Genomic DNA, 16,663 nt, shown 5'->3' on the forward strand with positions numbered 1-16,663 from the left:
TCGGCGGGTGCGGTCGCTGTCGCCGCATTGATTACACACCCCGGGTGCGCCGGTGATGACGCCACATCGCGAAGTTCGTGGATGAGGGGCCGCCCGTCAGGGGGCGGGCGGCCCCTCGGCCTCCTGCTCAGTCAGAAGGCGCCGGATGTCCTCAGTGCCGTCGCTCGGGGGCGGTGCGGCGGCGGCTGAGCGCGAACCCAGCCATGCCGAGGACGATCAGCCCGCCGGCCAGCGCCGCCGCGGGGGCCACCCCGTCGACACCGGTGTGGGCGAGCTGAGCGGGCTCCGACGACACCGGGAGAGCGTCCGTCGGAAGGTCGGGCAGGTAGAACCCGAAGTCGAGCGTCAGGTTTTCGTCACCATTGCCCGGCAGGTCACCGGACTCGGCCGATGCGGTGGAGGAGTCCGCCGCCGTGTCGGCGCCGGCATGCTCGGGAGAGGTGACCATGCCGGCGAGCGCGGCGGCGGACGCCGCCCCGTCGATCGTCACGGTGTAGTGCTGACCGGCGGGCAGGGTGGGAAGGTCCTCGAAGAGGTAGTGACCCTGCGCATCGGTGACGGCGGGAGCGACGGGGGTGCCGCCGACCGTGGCGACCGGCTCGCCGTCGGGACCGGTGAGGTCGAGGGTGACGCCCGCGATCCCGCGCTCGTCCGTGCCCTGCACGCCGTCCTTGTCAGCGTCGAACCATACGTAATCCCCGACCGACACCTTGCCCACGAAGCCGAAGTCGAGGGTGGGGTCGCTGGCGCCGTTGGTGGTGAGGTCGATCGACGTCGCCGATCCGGTCGAGGAGTCCCTGCCGCGATCGGCGCCCGCTGCGGCGACGGTCGGGGTCAGGCCGGCGAGAGCCTGGGCCGAGGCGGACGCATCGATCGTGACCGTGTAGTGCTGCCCCGCGGCGAGCACCGGCAGGCCCGCGAACGAGTAGTGGCCGCTCGCGTCGGTCGTGGTGGGGCCGACCACAGCGCCGGAGACGGAGGTGACGGGTGCACCGTCGGGGCCGGTCAGAACCAGCGTGACGCCCCGGATGCCGCGCTCGGCGCCGTCCTGGACGCCGTCGTGATCGGTGTCGAGCCACACGTAGTCGCCGACGGACACGCTCTGCATGCCCGCGCCGTCACCGCCCTGGGACGTGCGGACCATGGTCGTGTCCTTCGTGCTGGTGACGCCGGCGGCGGTGAACGCGACGTGGTTGCCGAATCGGCCGGCATCCTGATCGGTGATGGTGCCCTTGTACGTGACGGTGACGAACTCGTCGGCGGCGATCCGGTCGAGGGTCAGGTCGAAGCCCGCGGCGTCGCAGTCGAGCGTGTAGCGGCTCGGGTCGAGGGCGCTCTTGATCGCGCCGGAGGCGAGGCCGTCCTGAGTGGTGATCTTGACGGTGCCGCAATCGATGGTGCTGCCGGCGGCGGGGGCGTCGGCGACGTCGATGGGTCCCGCGTACCCGGTGGTGTTCCCCGGGAGCGCGACGGACCAGTTGATGTTGTCGTTCGCGTCACGGGTGCCCTCGAACGAACCGTCGGCCCAGCCGCCGCTCTTGCCGAGCGAGCGGGAGGTCGCCACGGGCGGGGGCGGGGGGCAGTTCTCGGTGCACGGCGGGGTCGGGGCGGGCTTCGGGTCGATCGTCACCGGCACGGCGATCCCGTCGAAGTCGAGGTTCACCGGGCCACCGGTGGTCGTGACGACGCTGTGATTCCACTGCGTCGAGACGAAGCCGGTGCCGCCCACGTGGTCGTGGGTGTCGGCGTAGCCGGTGAGCGTGAAGACGATGTCGTAGCTGCCGTCGGCCTGCTTCTGCCAGACCGCGTCCGCGACCGCGGCGCCCGCGGCATCCCGCAGCACGAACGGCGCCTGACTGACCACGGTGAGCTCCGGCGGGAGCGCGAGGGTGAAGGTGTCGCCGACGGAGGCGGAGTCCGGCACCGACCAGGTGAAGGCGAGCTTCTGCCGCTCGTTGTAGCCGTACGAGGTCTTGTCGAGCGTGACGCCGGTGATCGCGGACGGGACCTCTGCGGCGTGCGCCGCGGAGGTCGGGAGCACCAGGCCGGCGAGCACGGCGACGGCGGCCGCGAGAAGGGCGGCGGCGAGGCGCACGGAGCGGGAACGGACGCGTCGAGCGCCCGAGAGGGGGAGTGTCATGGGTGAGCTTCCTGAGTGCTGAGGCGCGGCCGAACGACACCATGCCGGCGACCGGGGGGACGCCGACATTGCGAACCCACTGGATGACATGGGGAACGCGGGCCGGTTATGACGCGGTTCTCAAAAAAAATGTCCGCCATTATGCGGACAGGCGTCGCCTACCCGCCGCTGAAGGGGGGCAGCACGTCGACCCGAGCGCCGAGCGCGCGCTCCGGGTCGCGGGTGACGACCCCGTCGACCAGGAACGATCCGGATGCCAGCACGCGCTCCATCGCGCCGCCGTAGCGGTCGGCGAGCAGGGTCCGGAGTTCTCCGGCGGTCGCCGCGTCGAGGATCTCCTCCGCCCGGCCGGCGGCGTCCTCGGCGGCGGCGAAGTACCGCACGAGCACCTCAGCCACCGATGCCGCCCATCGAGCGCACCGGCCGCAGGAATCCGGGATCGTCGATCCCGTGCCCGGCCTTCTTCATCCACATCGCGCCGCGCCAGAGGTCGGCGATCTGCTCGTCGTCGGCGCCGCCGCGCAGCAGCGCGCGCAGGTCGGTCTCGTCGTCGCCGAACAGGCACGAGCGCACGCGACCCTCGGCGGTGAGCCGGGTGCGATCGCAGGCGCCGCAGAAGGTGCGCGTGACGGAGGCGATGATGCCCACCGTCGCGGGACCGCCGTCGACGAGCCACTCCTCCGCCGGCGCGGCGGGGTCGTCGCGGCCGATCGGCTCCAGCCGGAAGCGGGTGCTCAGCACGCCGAGAAGCTCCGACGCCGACACCATGGCGTCGCGGGCCCAGGCGGCGTCGGCATCCAGCGGCATCTCCTCGATGAACCGCAGCCGGGCACCCCGGTCGACCGCCCACGCCAGCAGGTCGGGCGCGTCGTCGAGAGTGGCGCGCATGAGCACGGCGTTGACCTTGAGCGGGGCGAGGCCGGCCGCGACGGCCGCGTCGACGCCGCGCAGCACCGCGGGCAGCCGGTCGCGCCGGGTCAGCTCGGCGAACCGGTGCCGGTCGACCGTGTCGAGCGAGACGTTGACGCGGGTGAGGCCGGCATCCCGCAGCGCGACGGCGTGCCGGTCGAGTCCGATGCCGTTGGTCGTCATGGCGAGCGGGATGCCGGGCGCGACCTCGGACGATCGGCGCACGATCTCGACCAGGTCGGGGCGCGTGAGGGGCTCGCCGCCGGTGAAGCGCACCTCGTGCACGCCGAGGCGGTGCACGGCGATGCCGACGAGCCGGGCGATCTCCACGGGGCTCAGCAGCTCGTTGCGGGGCACGACCGGCAGGCCCTCCGCCGGCATGCAGTAGACGCAGCGCAGCGAGCACGCGGTGGTGAGCGAGATGCGCAGATCGCGGGCGATGCGGCCGAACCGGTCGACGAGCTCCGACGTGTCCGGCCGACCGCTGACGTCCGGTGCGGTCCGGCGCACCGCGGGGATGCCGAGCGCGATCGTCATGCCGACCCCACCGGCTCGGGATGCCGCATCCCGGCCCGCTCGATCGGTGCGGCGGCGCGGCGGATCCGGTCGTCGCGCGTGTACACGTTCATGCTCGTGCCCCGCACGAACCCGACGAGCGTCAGCCCGGAGCGGGCGGCCAGCTCGACGGCGAGCGACGACGGCGCCGAGACGGCGCTGAGCATCGGGATGCCCGCCATGACCGCCTTCTGCACGAGCTCGAAGCTCGCCCGGCCCGACACCTGCAGCACGGTTCCGCGCAGCGGCAGCCGGTCGTTCAGCACGGCCCAGCCGACGACCTTGTCGACGGCGTTGTGCCGGCCGACGTCCTCGCGCACGACGAGCAGCTCGCCCGTCGCGGCATCGAACAGGGCGGCGGCGTGCAGGCCGCCGGTCTTCTCGAACACGGCCTGGTGCTCGCGCAGACGCTCCGGCAGCCGGAGGATCGCGGCGGCGTCGACCGTCATGGGGTCGGCGGCGACGTCGTAGGCCGACACCGTCTCGACCGCGTCGATCGACGCGGTGCCGCAGATGCCGCACGAGCTCGTCGTGTAGAAGTTGCGCGACCGGTCGGGTTCGGGGCCGGCGACGCCGGGTGCGAGCGCGACGTCGAGCACGTTGTAGGTGTTCTCCGTGGCGCCGGCGAGCGGCCCGCCGGTGCCCGATCCGCCCATCCCCGGCCCGCCGCAGTGGATCGCCGAGCGGAACTGCGCGCCGTGGTGGATGACGCCCTCCGACACGAGGAACCCGGCGGCCAGCTCGACGTCGTTGCCCGGCGTGCGCATGGTCACCGCGAGCGGTTCGCCCGCGATCCGGATCTCGAGGGGCTCCTCGACCGCGAGCGTGTCGGCGCGTCGCTGCTCGCGATCGCCCTCGTCCGTGCCCTCGTCCGCGGCGACCGTGAGGCGCACGACGGAGCGTCGCGCGGTGATCCGGCCCATTTTCCGAGCCTAGCCCCGCGTCCTCCGCGCTCGCCGGGCGCGGTCGTTAGCGTGGGGGCATGCCGCAGGACAGCGCGCCCCTGCGCCCGCTCGACGACCAGATCGCGCGCGTGCTCGGGCTGGCGACCCCGCTGCCGATCGTCCGGATGCCGCTCGCCGAGGCCGCGGGCCGCACCCTCGCGGCACCGGCGGTGGCGGCCGTCGACCTTCCGCTCTTCGACAGCGCGGCGATGGACGGGTATGCGGTCCGCGCCGCCGACGTGAGCATTACGCCGGTCACCCTGCGCGTCGTGGCCGACATCCCGGCCGGCTCGGCGCTCGACCCCGAGCTGCCGCCGCGGTGCGCCGTCCGCATCATGACCGGCGCGGCCGTGCCGGGCGGGGCCGACACCGTCGTGCCGTTCGAGCAGACCGAGGGCGGACGCGCGGCGGGGCGCGGGTCGCTGCCCGCATCGGTCACGGTGCTCGCGGCGACGGCGGGCGCGCACGTCCGCCACCGCGGCGAGGACGTGCGGCCGGGCGATTCGGTGCTGCCGGCCGGCGTCGAGCTCGGCGCGCGTCGGCTGTCGACGGCCGCCGCGGCGGGCATCGCCGAGGTCGACGTGCGCCCGGCGCCGCGGGTCGCCGTCATCTCGACGGGCAGCGAGCTCGCCGCGCCTGGCGCCGCGCTCGGCCGCGGGCGCGTCCCGGAGTCCAACTCGCTGCTGATCGCCGGTCTGGTGCGCGAGGCGGGGGCGCACCCCGTTCTCGTGGCGACGGTCGCCGACCGGGTCGAGGGGCTGCAGCGGACCCTCGCCGACGCCCGAGCGGCCGGTGCCGACCTCGTCGTGACGACCGGGGGCGTGAGCGCGGGCGCCTACGAGGTGGTGCGCGACGCCCTCGCCGCCGAGCTCGAATTCGTCGAGGTGGCGATGCAGCCCGGGCGCCCGCAGGCCTCCGGGCGGCTGCCGGGCGGCCCGCTGGTCGTCTCGCTTCCGGGCACGCCGACCGCGGCTGCGGTCGTGTTCGAGCTCGTCGTCCGGCCCGCGCTGCTGGCGCTGCAGGGGCGCGCGGCGCTGCACCGCCCTCGACTCCGGATGCCCGTCGACGCCCGGTACCGGCGCCGCCCGGGACGCACGGGCTACCGTCCGGTCGCGATCGATCGCGACGACCCGGCGGCGTGGATCGCCCGCGACACCGCGAGCGCCGTCTCCCGCTCGGGCCCGCACTCGGTGACCGGGCTGGGCTCCGCCGACGGGCTCGCGGTGATCCCGGCGGGCGAGGGAGCGATCGAGCCGGGCGACGCCGTCGAGGTGGTGCTGCTCGGATGACGACGCCGGATGCCGCCTCCGTGACCGCGACGCCGGCCGCGATCGTGCTCGCCGGCGGTCGGGCCGCCCGCGTCGGCGGCGCGGCGAAGCCGCTGTTCGAGATCGGCGGTGCCAGCCTCCTGGCGCGCACCGTCGCCGCGGCCCGCGCGGCCGGAGCGGACCCGGTCCTCGTCGCGGGGCCCGAGCTCGATCCGGCGCTCGACGTGACGTGGGTGCGCGAGGACCCGCCGTTCGGCGGCCCCGCGGCAGCGACGCTCGCGGCGCTCCGTCGGGTCGGCGATGCGGAGACCGTGCTGCTGCTGGCGGGCGATCTCGCGGATGCCGGGGGTGCCATCCGGACCCTGCTCGCGCCCGGCCCGCTGGCGCCCGACGTCGACGGCCGCTGCCTCGTCGACGCGGACGGCCGCCGTCAGTGGCTCGTCGGCTGGTACCGCACGACGGTGCTGCGCGCGACGCCGCTCCCGGACGGCGGCCGCGACGCCTCGTTGCGCGCCCTGCTGGCCGGGTCGATGATCGAGGAGGTGCCGGATGCGGCGGATGCCGCGGCCGACATCGACACCTGGGACGACCTGCGCGCCCACGGCGGCGCACCCGGTCGGGCCCGACGGACGGAGGACACCATGCCCCAGCACCTGCCCCCCGAGGCGCTCGACGACTGGGCCGACGCCCTGCGCGCCGAGCTCGGCATCGACGCGGCCGAGTCGCCGATCCCGGCGATCCTCGACCTCGCGCGCGACGTGTCGAACGCGGTCGCGCGACCGGCGGCGCCGCTGAGCGCCTTCATGGCGGGCCTCGCCGCGGGGCGTGCCGGTGGCGGGGAGGCCGCGGTGCGCGAGGCGATCGCGGCCGTCACGCGGGCGGCCGCCGCCTGGCCGACCCCGCAATCCTGAGCCGCGCGGGCGACCCGGCTCAGCGGCGCTCGAGCCGCACGATCACCGACTTCGACGTCGGGGTGTTGCTCACGGCGGCGACCGAGTCGAGCGGCACGAGCACGTTCGTCTCCGGGTAGTAGGCGGCCGCGTTGCCGCGCGGGGTCGAGTAGCCGACGACCCGGAACTCGGGCGCGCGGCGCAGCTGCAGCACGCCATCCGGACCCGTCCACTCCGACACCAGGTCGACGATGTCGCCCTCGGCGAACCCGAGCGCGATCACGTCGTCGGGGTTCACCAGCACCACGCGGCGCCCGCCGTGGATGCCGCGGTACCGGTCGTCCTTGCCGTAGATCGTGGTGTTGTACTGGTCGTGGCTGCGCAGGGTCTGCAGCAGCAGCCGGCCCTCGGGGATGCGCGGGTACTCGACCGGGTTCGCGGTGAACCGCGCCCTGCCCGTCGACGTCGCGAAGCTTCGGGCGTCGCGCGGCCCGTTCGGCAGCACGAACGTGCGGCCGCCCGCGATGCGTTCCTCGAAGTCGTCGAAGCCGGGCACGACGCGCTCGATGTGGCCACGGATCCGCGCGTAGTCCTCCTCGAGGCCCGCCCAGTCGGCGCGCGGCGACCCCGGGCGGTCGCGGAAGGTGCGCTGCGCGATCCGGGCCAGGATGGCGACCTCGCTCAGCAGGTCGTCCGAGGGCGGCGCGAGCCGGCCGCGCGACGCGTGCACGGCGCTCATCGAGTCCTCGACGGTCACGCGCTGCTCGCGTCCGCCGCGGCGGTCGCGGTCGGTGCGGCCGAGCACGGGCAGGATGATCGCCCGCCGCCCGGTGACGACGTGCGAGCGGTTGAGCTTGGTCGACACCTGCACCGTGAGCTCGGTGCTCCGGATGCCGGCCTCGACGACCTCGGTGTCGGGCGTCGCGCTCACGAAGTTGCCGCCGAGCGCCATGAAGACCTTGGTGCGGCCGTCGCGCATGGCGCGGATGGCGTCGACCACGTCGTGCCCCGGCTCGCGCGGCGCGGAGAAACCGAACTCGGCGTCGAGCGCGTCGAGGAACGCGGCCGGCGGCTTCTCCCAGATGCCCATCGTGCGGTCGCCCTGCACGTTGGAGTGGCCGCGCACCGGGCACACGCCCGCGCCGGGGCGCCCGACGTTGCCCTGCAGGAGCAGCAGGTTGACGACATCCCGCAGCGTGGCGACCGCGTGCGGATGCTGGGTCAGGCCCATCGCCCAGCACACGATCGTGGATTTCGAGGCGAGCAGCTCGTCGCCGACGGCCCGGATGTCGTCCTCGGCGAGGCCGGTCGCGGTCTCGATCTCGGCCCAGCTGAGGGCGCGCACGCCGGCGGTGAACTCGTCGACGCCGCTGGTGTGCTCGGCGATGAAGTCGTGATCGAGCACCCCGCCCGTGCGGTCCTCCGCCTCGAGCAGGTGCTTGGCGAGCGCCTGGAACAGCGCCTGGTCGCCGCCGAGCCGGATCTGCAGGAAGCGGTCGGCCATCGCCGTGCCGCCGCCGATGAGGCCCTTGACGGTCTGCGGGTTCTCGAACCGCTGCAGGCCGGCCTCGGGCAGCGGGTTGACCGCGACGATGCGCGCGCCGCGCTGCTTGGCCTTCTCGAGCGCCGACAGCATCCGGGGATGGTTGGTGCCGGGGTTCTGCCCGGCGACGATGAGCAGGTCGGCGTCGTGCACGTCCTCGATGGAGACCGTGCCCTTGCCGACGCCGAGGGTCTCGCCGAGCGCCGAGCCCGACGACTCGTGGCACATGTTCGAGCAGTCGGGGAGGTTGTTGGTGCCGAGCCCGCGCACGAGCAGCTGGTAGAGGAACGCCGACTCGTTCGACGCCCGCCCCGACGTGTAGAACACGGCCTCGTTCGGGTCGTCGAGCCCGCGCAGGGCGGTCGCGACGGCGTCGAGGGCGTCATCCCACGAGATCGGCGTGTAGTGGGTGGCGCCGGCCTCCTTGATCATCGGATGCGTCAACCGGCCCTGCTGCCCGAGCCACCAGTCGTCGTGGCGCTGGAGGTCGGCGACGGAATGCTCGGCGAAGAACTCCGGCCCGATCCGGCGGATCGTCGCCTCCTCCGCGACGGCCTTCGCGCCGTTCTCGCAGAACTCGGCGATGTGGCGCTTGTCGGTCTCGGGCCACGCGCATCCGGGGCAGTCGAAGCCCTGCTTCTGGTTCATCCGCAGCAGCGTCTCGGCGCTGCGCACGACGCCCATCTGCTCCTGCGCGATCTGCAGCGCGTGCACGATCGCGGGCACCCCGACGGCCCGCTTCTTCGGGGCGCGGACCGCGAGTTCCGACTCGTCGATGTCGCTCTTCGGTGCGCGCCGGGCCATGCGCCCGACTCTACGCGCGCGCCGCCCGGACATCCGATCGACACTGTGCCATCCGATGCGCGGCGCGCGGGCGCGATCGGATGGCGGAACCGCGATCGGTTGGAGCGGGGTGCGCGCCCGTGCGCCGGCCCGCGCTGTTCAGAGCTCGAGCGTCGCGAGCGGGGGGTCGATCGCGCCGAAGCGGTGCGCGGTGATCGACACGGCCTGCTCGAGCAGGAACGGCAGTAGCTCGATGCGCCCGGCCGCGGTCACCGGGTCGGCCCAGATCGCGACGTCCGGCGAGCCGCCGGTCGCCCGCGCGAGTGCGTCACCGGCCTCCGGGTCGGCGCTCACGAGCCGGATGCGGTCCGGATGGTTGGCGACCACGCGCGATGCGAACGCGGCATCCGGCTCGACGTCGATGCCGGTGATCGACAGCAGCGGCGCGCCGCCGAGGTCGGTGGCCTGCACGAGCGGCAGGAGGCCCGCGGGAAGCGGGACCGACGAGCTGATCCGGATGCTCGCCCGGGCGAGCACGCCGGCCGCGACGACGCGCACGAGCTCGGCCATCGACGCGCCCTCCGCGAGGCGCACGACCACGTCGGCGGGGCGGTACCGGAAGACGTTGCGCTCCACCTCGAGCCCCGACACGTCGCGCGCGGTCGCGAACTCGGCGGCCCACGCGGCCGCGTCGCTCAGCGCCCCGCGGCGCACGAGGTCGAACTCCTCGTAGCCGAGCGCGGGCTGGCTGGCCTCGATCACGCTCGCGACGCGGGCCTCGAGCCCGTCCAGTCGCAGGTCACCGGATGCCGCCGCGGGCACCGGCCGCCAGCTGCCGTGCGCGAGCAGCGCGTTCGGCCCGCCGGCCTTGTATCCGGGTCCGACCGACGACGCCTTCCAGCCGCCGAACGGCTGCCGCCGCACGATGGCGCCGGTGATCGGCCGGTTCACGTAGAGGTTGCCGGCCTGCACGGTGTCGAGCCACTGCGCGACCTCACCGGCGTCGAGCGAGTGGATGCCGGCCGTCAGCCCGTACTCGACCGCGTTCTGCAGCGCCACGGCCTCCTCGAGCGTCGCGGCCGACATGAGTCCCAGCACCGGCCCGAAGTACTCGATGCGGTGGAACGCGCTGCCGGCGACGACGCCGTCGCGCACCCCGGGCGACCACAGCCGGCCGTCGTCGTCGAGGCGGCGCGGCTCGACGAGCCAGCTCTCGCCCGGGCCGAGCCGGGTGAGGCCCGCGGTGAGCTTGTCGCCCGGGGGCTCGACGAGCGGCCCCATCTGCACGGCCGGATCGGTCGGCTGCCCGACCGCGAGGCTCGTGACGGCGTCGGCGAGCTGACGGCGGAAGCGCTCCGAGGTCGCGACCGAGCCGACCAGGATCGCGAGCGACGCGGCCGAGCACTTCTGGCCGGCGTTGCCGAAGGCGCTCTTCACGATGTCCGAGACCGCGAGATCGAGGTCGGCACTCGGCGTGACGATGATCGAGTTCTTGCCGCTGGTCTCGGCGAGCAGCCGCAGCTCGGGCTTCCAGCCGCGGAACAGGGCCGCCGTCTCGGTGCTGCCGGTGAGCACGACGCGGCCGACCTCCGGCGCCGTGATGAGCGCCCGGCCGAGCTCGCCCTCGTCGATGTCGACGAGCGTCACGAGCTCGCGCGGCGCCCCCGCCTCGCGGAACGCCTCCGCGAGGATCGCGCCGCAGCGCCCCGCCTGCGGGGCCGGCTTGAGGATGACGGCCGAGCCCGCGGCGAGCGCCTGCAGCACTCCACCCGCGGGGATCGAGACCGGGAAGTTCCACGGCGGCGCGACGAGCACCACCGGCACGGGCGCGAACGCGGCGCCCTCGATGCCGGCGAGCTCGCGGGCGAGTCCCGCGTAGTAGTGGGCGAAGTCGACCGCCTCGCTGACCTCGACATCCGCCTCGGCGAGCGTCTTGCCGGTCTCGGCGACCATGACCTCGATGAGCCGCCCGCGCAGGGCGGCGAGCACCTCGCCGATGCGGTCGAGCAGCTCCCCGCGCTCGGCGCCCGTCCGCGCCCCCCACGTGGCGCCCGCGGCGGATGCCGCGGCGAGCCGCTGCTGCAGCGTCGCCGGGTCGGCGACCCGGGCCTCGTGCAGCGTCGCCTCGCCGATGGCGGAGTTCTTGGCGCGATCCAGCAGCCCCCGCGCCCACTCGCGGTTGACCGCGATCGACGGGTCGGTGTCGGCGGTGTTCTCGAACGGCTCGGGAGCCCGCGGCACCGGCGGGTGCAGCCGGTTCTGGATGCGGTTGGGGGCGGGCACCGCGTCGTCGAGCAGCGCGAGGGAGGCCTCGAACCGCTCGCGCTCCCGGGCGAAGACCGCGTCGTCCTCCAGCTCGAACGCGCTGGAGAGGAAGTTCTCGCTCGAGCCGTTCTCCTCGAGCCGCCGAGCGAGGTAGCTGATCGCGGCCTCGAAGTCGTCCGGATGCACGACCGGGGTGTAGAGGAGCAGGCCGCCCACGGTCTGCCGCACCGCGCTCGCCTGGCCGGGCGTCATCCCGAGCAGCATCTCGACGTCGACACGCCGGCTGACGCCGCGCTGCTCGGCGAGCAGCCACGCGAACGCGAGGTCGAACAGGTTGTGCCCCGCGACGCCGATGCGCACGGCGTCGGTGCGCTCGGGCGCGAACGCCCGCTCGAGCAGCCGCAGGTAGTTGGCGTCGGTCGCGGCCTTGCTGCCCCAGGTCGCGAGCGGCCAGTCGTGCACGGCCGCGTCGACGCGCTCCATCGAGAGGTTGGCCCCCTTGACGATGCGCACCTTGATGCCGGCACCGCCGGCCGCCACCCGGCGCCGGGCCCACTCGGTCAGCCGGTCGAGGGCGACGACCGAGTCGGGCAGGTAGGCCTGGAGCACGATGCCCGCCTCGAGGTTCTGCAGGTCGGGGTTCTCGAGCAGCTTGACGAAGACCGCGATCGTCAGGTGCAGGTCGCGGTACTCCTCCATGTCGAGGTTGATGAACTTGGTGCCCGACGCGCGCGCCGCCCGCAGGTAGATCGGCAGCAGCCGCTCGACGACCCGCTCGACCGTCTCGTCGAAGCCCCAGAGGTTCAGCTGGCTCGCGACCGACGACACCTTGACCGAGACGTAGTCGACGTCGGGCCGGGAGAGCAGCTCGCGCGTGCCGGCGAGCCGACGCGCGGCCTCGCGCTCGCCCAGCACCGCCTCGCCGAGCAGGTTGATGTTGAGCCGCACGCCGTCGCGACGCAGGTGCGCGAGCGAGCGGGTGAGCCGCTTCGGGGAGGCGTCGATGACGAGGTGGGCGACCATCCGGCGCAGCACCCGGCGCGCGATCGGCACGATCGGCCATGGCAGCAGCGGGGCGAAGGCGCCGCCGAGGCGCACGAGCGTGCGCAGGTGCCACGGCAGGAACCGGGGGGTCAGCCGCGAGACCTGCTCGAGGCTCCGGCCGGCGACCCGCAGATCCTCGGGGCGCACGACGCGGTCGATGAAGCCGAGGGTGAACTCGAGGCCGTGCGGGTCCTTCAGCACGCCGGCGAGCCGCGTCGCGCCGGCGTCGCGCGGGGCATCCGCGCTCTGTGCGAGCCAGCGACGGACCAGGGCGACGGTCTCATCGACCGACGGCATCCCGGGAAGCACGGAATGAATGCTAGGCGACGGCCCCTGCGTGTCCAGGGTGCGGGAGCGGCCGTCCCGGCGCCCGGACAGCGATTCGGCTCCCGGGGCGGGACGAACGATGACACGTCAACTTGATTCGGACGATAGGCTCGTGGTATGCCCGCAGCCGACCGCATAAGCGAGGAGGACTGGCGCCTCTGGCGGGCGTTCTCGTCGATGAATCGCGCGCTGGCGCGGGAGATCGACCGCCAGCTGCAACGGGATGCCGGCATCTCCAGCGCCGATTACTCGGTGCTCATCACCCTCTTCGAGGCGCCGGATCGCCGGCTGCGCACGGGGGAGCTCGCCGAGCTGCTGACCTGGGAGAAGAGCCGCGTCTCGCACCAGATCTCGCGCATGGAGGCCCGCGGCCTCGTCGCGCGCGCGGAGTGCGCCGAGGACGGCCGCGGCACCTGGATCATCCTGACGACCGACGGACGCCGCGCGACCCTCGGCGCCATGCGCGACCACGCGGCGAAGCTGCGCGAGATCTTCTTCGACGTGCTGGACGACGACGAGAAGGACGCCTTCCGCTCGGGGGCGGCGCGCGTGCTCGAGAAGATCAACCTGCCCGGGTGCGAGGCCGCCGTGGAGGCCTTCGGGCGCGAGAAGGTCGGGGCGTAGCGGCTCGCGCCGTCACAACCCGACGCTGCCCTGCATGATCCCCCCGTCGATGACGACGGTCGTCGAGGTCATGTACGACGCCTTGCCGGATGCGAGGAACACCGCGACATCGGCGATGTCCTCCGGCTTGGCCATGCGGTGCAGCGGGATCGCGTCGTTCAGCTTCTCCAGCTCCGCGGGGTCGCTCATGGTCGACGCGTTGAGCGGCGTCTCGACCGCGCCCGGCGCGATGTTCACGACCCGGATGCCGTACGGGCCGAGCTCGACGCCGGCGGTCCGGGCCAGCATCCGCATCCCTCCCTTGGAGACGCAGTAGGCGATGTTGCCGGGCATCGGCCAGTCCTCGTGCACCGACGAGATGTTGAGGATCAGCCCCGGCGTCTTCTGCTTCAGGAACTGCCGCGCCGCCGCCTGCGTCGCGAAGAACGCGCTCTTCATGTTGACGGCCATGACCCGGTCGTAGCCCTCCTCGGTCTCCTCGAGCAGCGAGTGGCGATCCTCGATGCCCGCGTTGTTGACGAGCACATCGAGGCGGCCGAAGCGGTCGACGGCGCCCCGGATCAGGCGCTCCAGGTCGGCGGCGCGGGTGATGTCGGCCTCGAGCGCGACGGCCGAGCCGCCCGCCTTCTCGATCCGCTCGACCAGGTCGGAGGCGTCGTCCGCGTGCGCCACGTAGTCGACGACGACGTTCGCCCCCTCGGCCGCGGCGGCCACGCAGATCTGCTCCCCGATCCCGCTGTTCCCGCCGGTGACGACGATGGTCTTGCCGCTCAGCAGCATGTGCGCCCTTCCTCTCGCGGTCGTCTCGATGATCCCGACCGCTCCACGCGGCAGGCTAGGCGCGCATCCTCGGTACCGACCGGATGCGACGCCGGCTCACAGCCCGCGCACGTCGGCACTGGTCCCGCGTCACCGGTGCGCCGTAACCTCGGCGCATGCCCGACCTCTCCCCCCTCGCCCGCTCCGTGTCCGGATCCGTCCTCGTCCCCGCCGACGACGGGTACGCCGCCGCCTGCACCGGCTTCAACCTGGCCGTCGTGCCGCGCCCGGATGCCGTGCTCGTCGCGCGCGACGAGGCCGACGTGGCGGCGGGCGTGCGGTTCGCGCGCGACACGGGGCTGGCGATCCGGGTCATCGCCACCGGGCACGGTGCCGCGCCGGTGCCGGACGGCGGCCTGCTCATCAACGTGAGCGGCCTGGATTCCGTGAGCGTCGAGCCGTTCGCGCGCACCGCGACGGTGGGCGGCGGCGCCCCGTGGCGGGAGGTCGTCGCGCAGGCCGCACCGCACGGTCTGGCTCCGATCACCGGATCGTCGGCCGGCGTCGGCGCCGTCGGCTTCCTGTTGGGCGGCGGCCTCGGCCCGCTCTCGCGGCACTTCGGCGTCGGCTCCGACCAGCTCGTCTCGGCGCGGATCGTCACCGGCTCCGGCGAGGTCGTCACGGCCTCCGCCGACGAGAACCCCGACCTGTTCTGGGCGCTGCGCGGCGGCAAGAGCGGCCTCGGCATCGTCACCTCCGCGACGGTGCGGCTCGTCGAGGTCGCCGAGCTCTACGGAGGCGCGCTCCTGTTCGACGCGAACGATGCCCGCGCCGTGCTCACCGGCTGGCTCGCGTGGGGCGCCGACGCCGACGCGCGCATCACGACGAGCGTCGCGGTCATGCGCTTCCCCGACCTCGACGAGGTGCCGCCGCCGCTGCGCGGCCGCCATCTCGTGAGCGTGCGGTTCGCCGCCCCGGTGGATGCGGCATCCGGCGAACAGCTCGCGGCACCGCTGCGTGCCCTTGCGCCCGTGTACCTCGACGCGCTCGGCCCGCTGCCGATCGCCGAGATCGCCAAGGTGCACAGTGACCCCGACGGTCCGCTGCCCGGCTGGATGCGGGGCATCATGCTGGGAGAGCTCGACGAGCGCTTCGTCGACGCCCTGCTCGGGCTCGTCGGCGCGGGCACCGAGTCGCCGTTCCTGGGCGTCGAGGTGCGTCAGCTCGGCGGCGCCGTCGCCGACCCGTCCGGCGACAGCGCGATGGGCGGGCGCGAGAATCCGTTCACGCTCTCGGTGATCGGTGCGCCGAACCCGGCCCTGTTCGCGACCGTGCTGCCCGGTGCGTTCGCCGGGCTCCGCGCGCGTCTCGGCGAGTGGATCGCGCCGACCACGACCATCAACTGGCTCGGCGAGTCGGAGGACCCGACCGAGTACCGCTCGGCATGGTCGCCCGCGGCGTTCGCGCGGCTGGCCGAGGTGCGCCGGCGTTACGACCCCTCGGGGGTGTTCACGTTCGGGCCGACGGAGGCGTGAGGCTCAGGCGTCGGCCGCGAGTTCGGCGAGCAGCGCGCGTTCGGCGTCGTCGGTGAGCCCGGCGCGCCGTTCTCCCGTGGTGGGGCCGGCGACGGCATCCGCGGCGGCCTGATCTGCGCCATCGCGCAGGGTCTGCTCGAGCGGGCGACGGCGCAGCCCGAGGGCGACCGCGCGCGAGCTGTCGTGCGCCGCGAGCGCGACCAGCTCGGTCGGCAGCCACAGCGGCAGGGATCGCGGCCCGGCCCAGTACCCGACCTCGCGCTCGGCGATCCACGCCTCGTCCGCCGCGACCAGGGTGCCGCTCCAGCCGACCGCGCGCTGCGCGATCGAGAGGTGCTCGGAGAACGGCAGCGTCTCGCCGGTCACGTTCGCGATCCCGGTGAAGCGTCGCTCCGCGGCCTCCACCAGGAAGGCGGCGAGGTCGCGCACGTCGGTGACCTGTGTCGGCCGGTCGGGGGTGTCGGGCACGAGCACCTGCCGCTCCGGATTCGACGGATGCGCGAAGCGGGCCGGCCAGTAGGTCGTGCGCTGCGAGGGATCGCCGGGTCCGCCGATGAGGCTCGGCCGCGCGATGAACGAGCGCGCCTCGCCGAACGCGGAGCGCACCGCCTCCTCGCACGCGACCTTCGCGGCTCCGTACTCCTCGAGCGAGGCCATCGTGTCGGCGGCGAGCGCGGGGTGCACCGGCGCCGACTCGTCGGCGCCCAGATCTCCCGTGCCTCCCTCGTTCGCGCGCAGGTAGACCGAGCAGGTCGAGACGTACACGACGTGCCGCGCGCGTCCGGCGAGCACGGACGCCGCTGCCCGCACGTGGCCGGGATGCGTCGCGAGGTCGACGACGGCATCCCAGTCCTCGCCGGTCACCGCGGCGTAGGCGTCCGGCGCATCGCGGTCGGCGCGCACGAACCTCGCGCCGTCCGGCGGCGCACCCGCCTCGCCCCGAGCCAGCGCGGTCACGTCGTGGCCGCGGCGCAGCGCCTCGCCGACGACCTCGCGTCCCACCCACGCCGTGCCACCGAGCACCAGGATCCGCATGGCCCCATGCAACGACGGATCCGCTGCGCAGGTCAACGCGGC

General features: G+C 74.1%; 12 protein-coding genes. 4 read left to right on the plus strand and 8 right to left on the minus strand.

Annotated features, from left to right (window positions below; all coding sequences use genetic code 11):
- Positions 1-151: 151 nt before the first annotated feature.
- The 4 genes from ABD285_RS03495 to fdhD all read right to left on the minus strand — a co-directional run bounded on the left by ABD285_RS03495 (position 152) and on the right by fdhD (position 4,527).
- On the minus strand, positions 152-2,140 hold the full coding sequence (locus ABD285_RS03495) for an SdrD B-like domain-containing protein (protein ID WP_344200327.1): 1,989 nt from the start codon (positions 2,138-2,140) through the stop codon (positions 152-154).
- Positions 2,141-2,298: 158 nt separating this feature from the next.
- Positions 2,299-2,538 (minus strand): MoaD/ThiS family protein, encoded by a 240-nt coding sequence (locus ABD285_RS03500; RefSeq protein ID WP_344200330.1) that lies wholly within the window; start codon positions 2,536-2,538, stop codon positions 2,299-2,301.
- Positions 2,531-3,586 carry a GTP 3',8-cyclase MoaA gene (gene moaA / locus ABD285_RS03505; protein WP_284253913.1) on the minus strand — a complete coding sequence of 352 codons (1,056 nt, stop codon included), beginning with the start codon at positions 3,584-3,586 and terminating at the stop codon, positions 2,531-2,533. The genes ABD285_RS03500 and moaA overlap by 8 nt, the downstream gene beginning before the upstream one ends.
- Positions 3,583-4,527 carry a formate dehydrogenase accessory sulfurtransferase FdhD gene (gene fdhD / locus ABD285_RS03510; protein WP_284253914.1) on the minus strand — a complete coding sequence of 315 codons (945 nt, stop codon included), beginning with the start codon at positions 4,525-4,527 and terminating at the stop codon, positions 3,583-3,585. The genes moaA and fdhD overlap by 4 nt, the downstream gene beginning before the upstream one ends.
- A gap of 59 nt (positions 4,528-4,586) precedes the next feature.
- Between fdhD and ABD285_RS03515 the strand changes: the two genes are divergently transcribed.
- Complete coding sequence (locus ABD285_RS03515; RefSeq protein WP_284253915.1) at positions 4,587-5,837, plus strand: molybdopterin molybdotransferase MoeA; 1,251 nt, start codon at positions 4,587-4,589, stop codon at positions 5,835-5,837.
- Positions 5,834-6,727: a DUF6457 domain-containing protein gene (locus ABD285_RS03520; RefSeq protein ID WP_344200338.1), complete on the plus strand. Its 894-nt coding sequence runs from the start codon at positions 5,834-5,836 to the stop codon at positions 6,725-6,727. The genes ABD285_RS03515 and ABD285_RS03520 overlap by 4 nt, the downstream gene beginning before the upstream one ends.
- A gap of 19 nt (positions 6,728-6,746) precedes the next feature.
- Here the strand turns inward: ABD285_RS03520 and ABD285_RS03525 are convergent, their stop codons facing one another.
- Both ABD285_RS03525 and ABD285_RS03530 read right to left on the minus strand, forming a co-directional pair.
- A complete protein-coding gene (locus ABD285_RS03525) occupies positions 6,747-9,053 on the minus strand; it encodes an FdhF/YdeP family oxidoreductase (RefSeq protein ID WP_284253917.1) in 2,307 nt (768 codons plus the stop codon).
- Between the two features lie 138 nt (positions 9,054-9,191).
- Complete coding sequence (locus tag ABD285_RS03530) at positions 9,192-12,638, minus strand: bifunctional proline dehydrogenase/L-glutamate gamma-semialdehyde dehydrogenase (RefSeq protein ID WP_425564957.1); 3,447 nt, start codon at positions 12,636-12,638, stop codon at positions 9,192-9,194.
- A 147-nt stretch (positions 12,639-12,785) separates the two neighbouring features.
- On the opposite strand from ABD285_RS03530, the gene ABD285_RS03535 reads away from it, so the two are divergent.
- A complete protein-coding gene (locus ABD285_RS03535) occupies positions 12,786-13,292 on the plus strand; it encodes a MarR family winged helix-turn-helix transcriptional regulator (protein WP_344200344.1) in 507 nt (168 codons plus the stop codon).
- Between the two features lie 12 nt (positions 13,293-13,304).
- On the opposite strand, the gene ABD285_RS03540 is transcribed toward ABD285_RS03535, so the two are convergent.
- Positions 13,305-14,072, minus strand: a complete 768-nt coding sequence (locus ABD285_RS03540) for an SDR family NAD(P)-dependent oxidoreductase (RefSeq protein WP_344200347.1) — start codon at positions 14,070-14,072, stop codon at positions 13,305-13,307.
- A 155-nt stretch (positions 14,073-14,227) separates the two neighbouring features.
- Between ABD285_RS03540 and ABD285_RS03545 the strand changes: the two genes are divergently transcribed.
- Entirely contained in the window at positions 14,228-15,586 is a 1,359-nt protein-coding gene (locus tag ABD285_RS03545) for an FAD-binding oxidoreductase (RefSeq protein WP_344200350.1), read from the plus strand.
- 3 nt (positions 15,587-15,589) lie between these two features.
- On the opposite strand, the gene ABD285_RS03550 is transcribed toward ABD285_RS03545, so the two are convergent.
- Positions 15,590-16,621 carry an NAD-dependent epimerase/dehydratase family protein gene (locus ABD285_RS03550; RefSeq protein WP_284253921.1) on the minus strand — a complete coding sequence of 344 codons (1,032 nt, stop codon included), beginning with the start codon at positions 16,619-16,621 and terminating at the stop codon, positions 15,590-15,592.
- Positions 16,622-16,663: the final 42 nt, after the last annotated feature.

Origin of the sequence: Pseudolysinimonas kribbensis (assembly GCF_039531715.1) — a bacterium.
Classification (GTDB): Bacteria; Actinomycetota; Actinomycetes; order Actinomycetales; family Microbacteriaceae; genus Pseudolysinimonas; species Pseudolysinimonas kribbensis.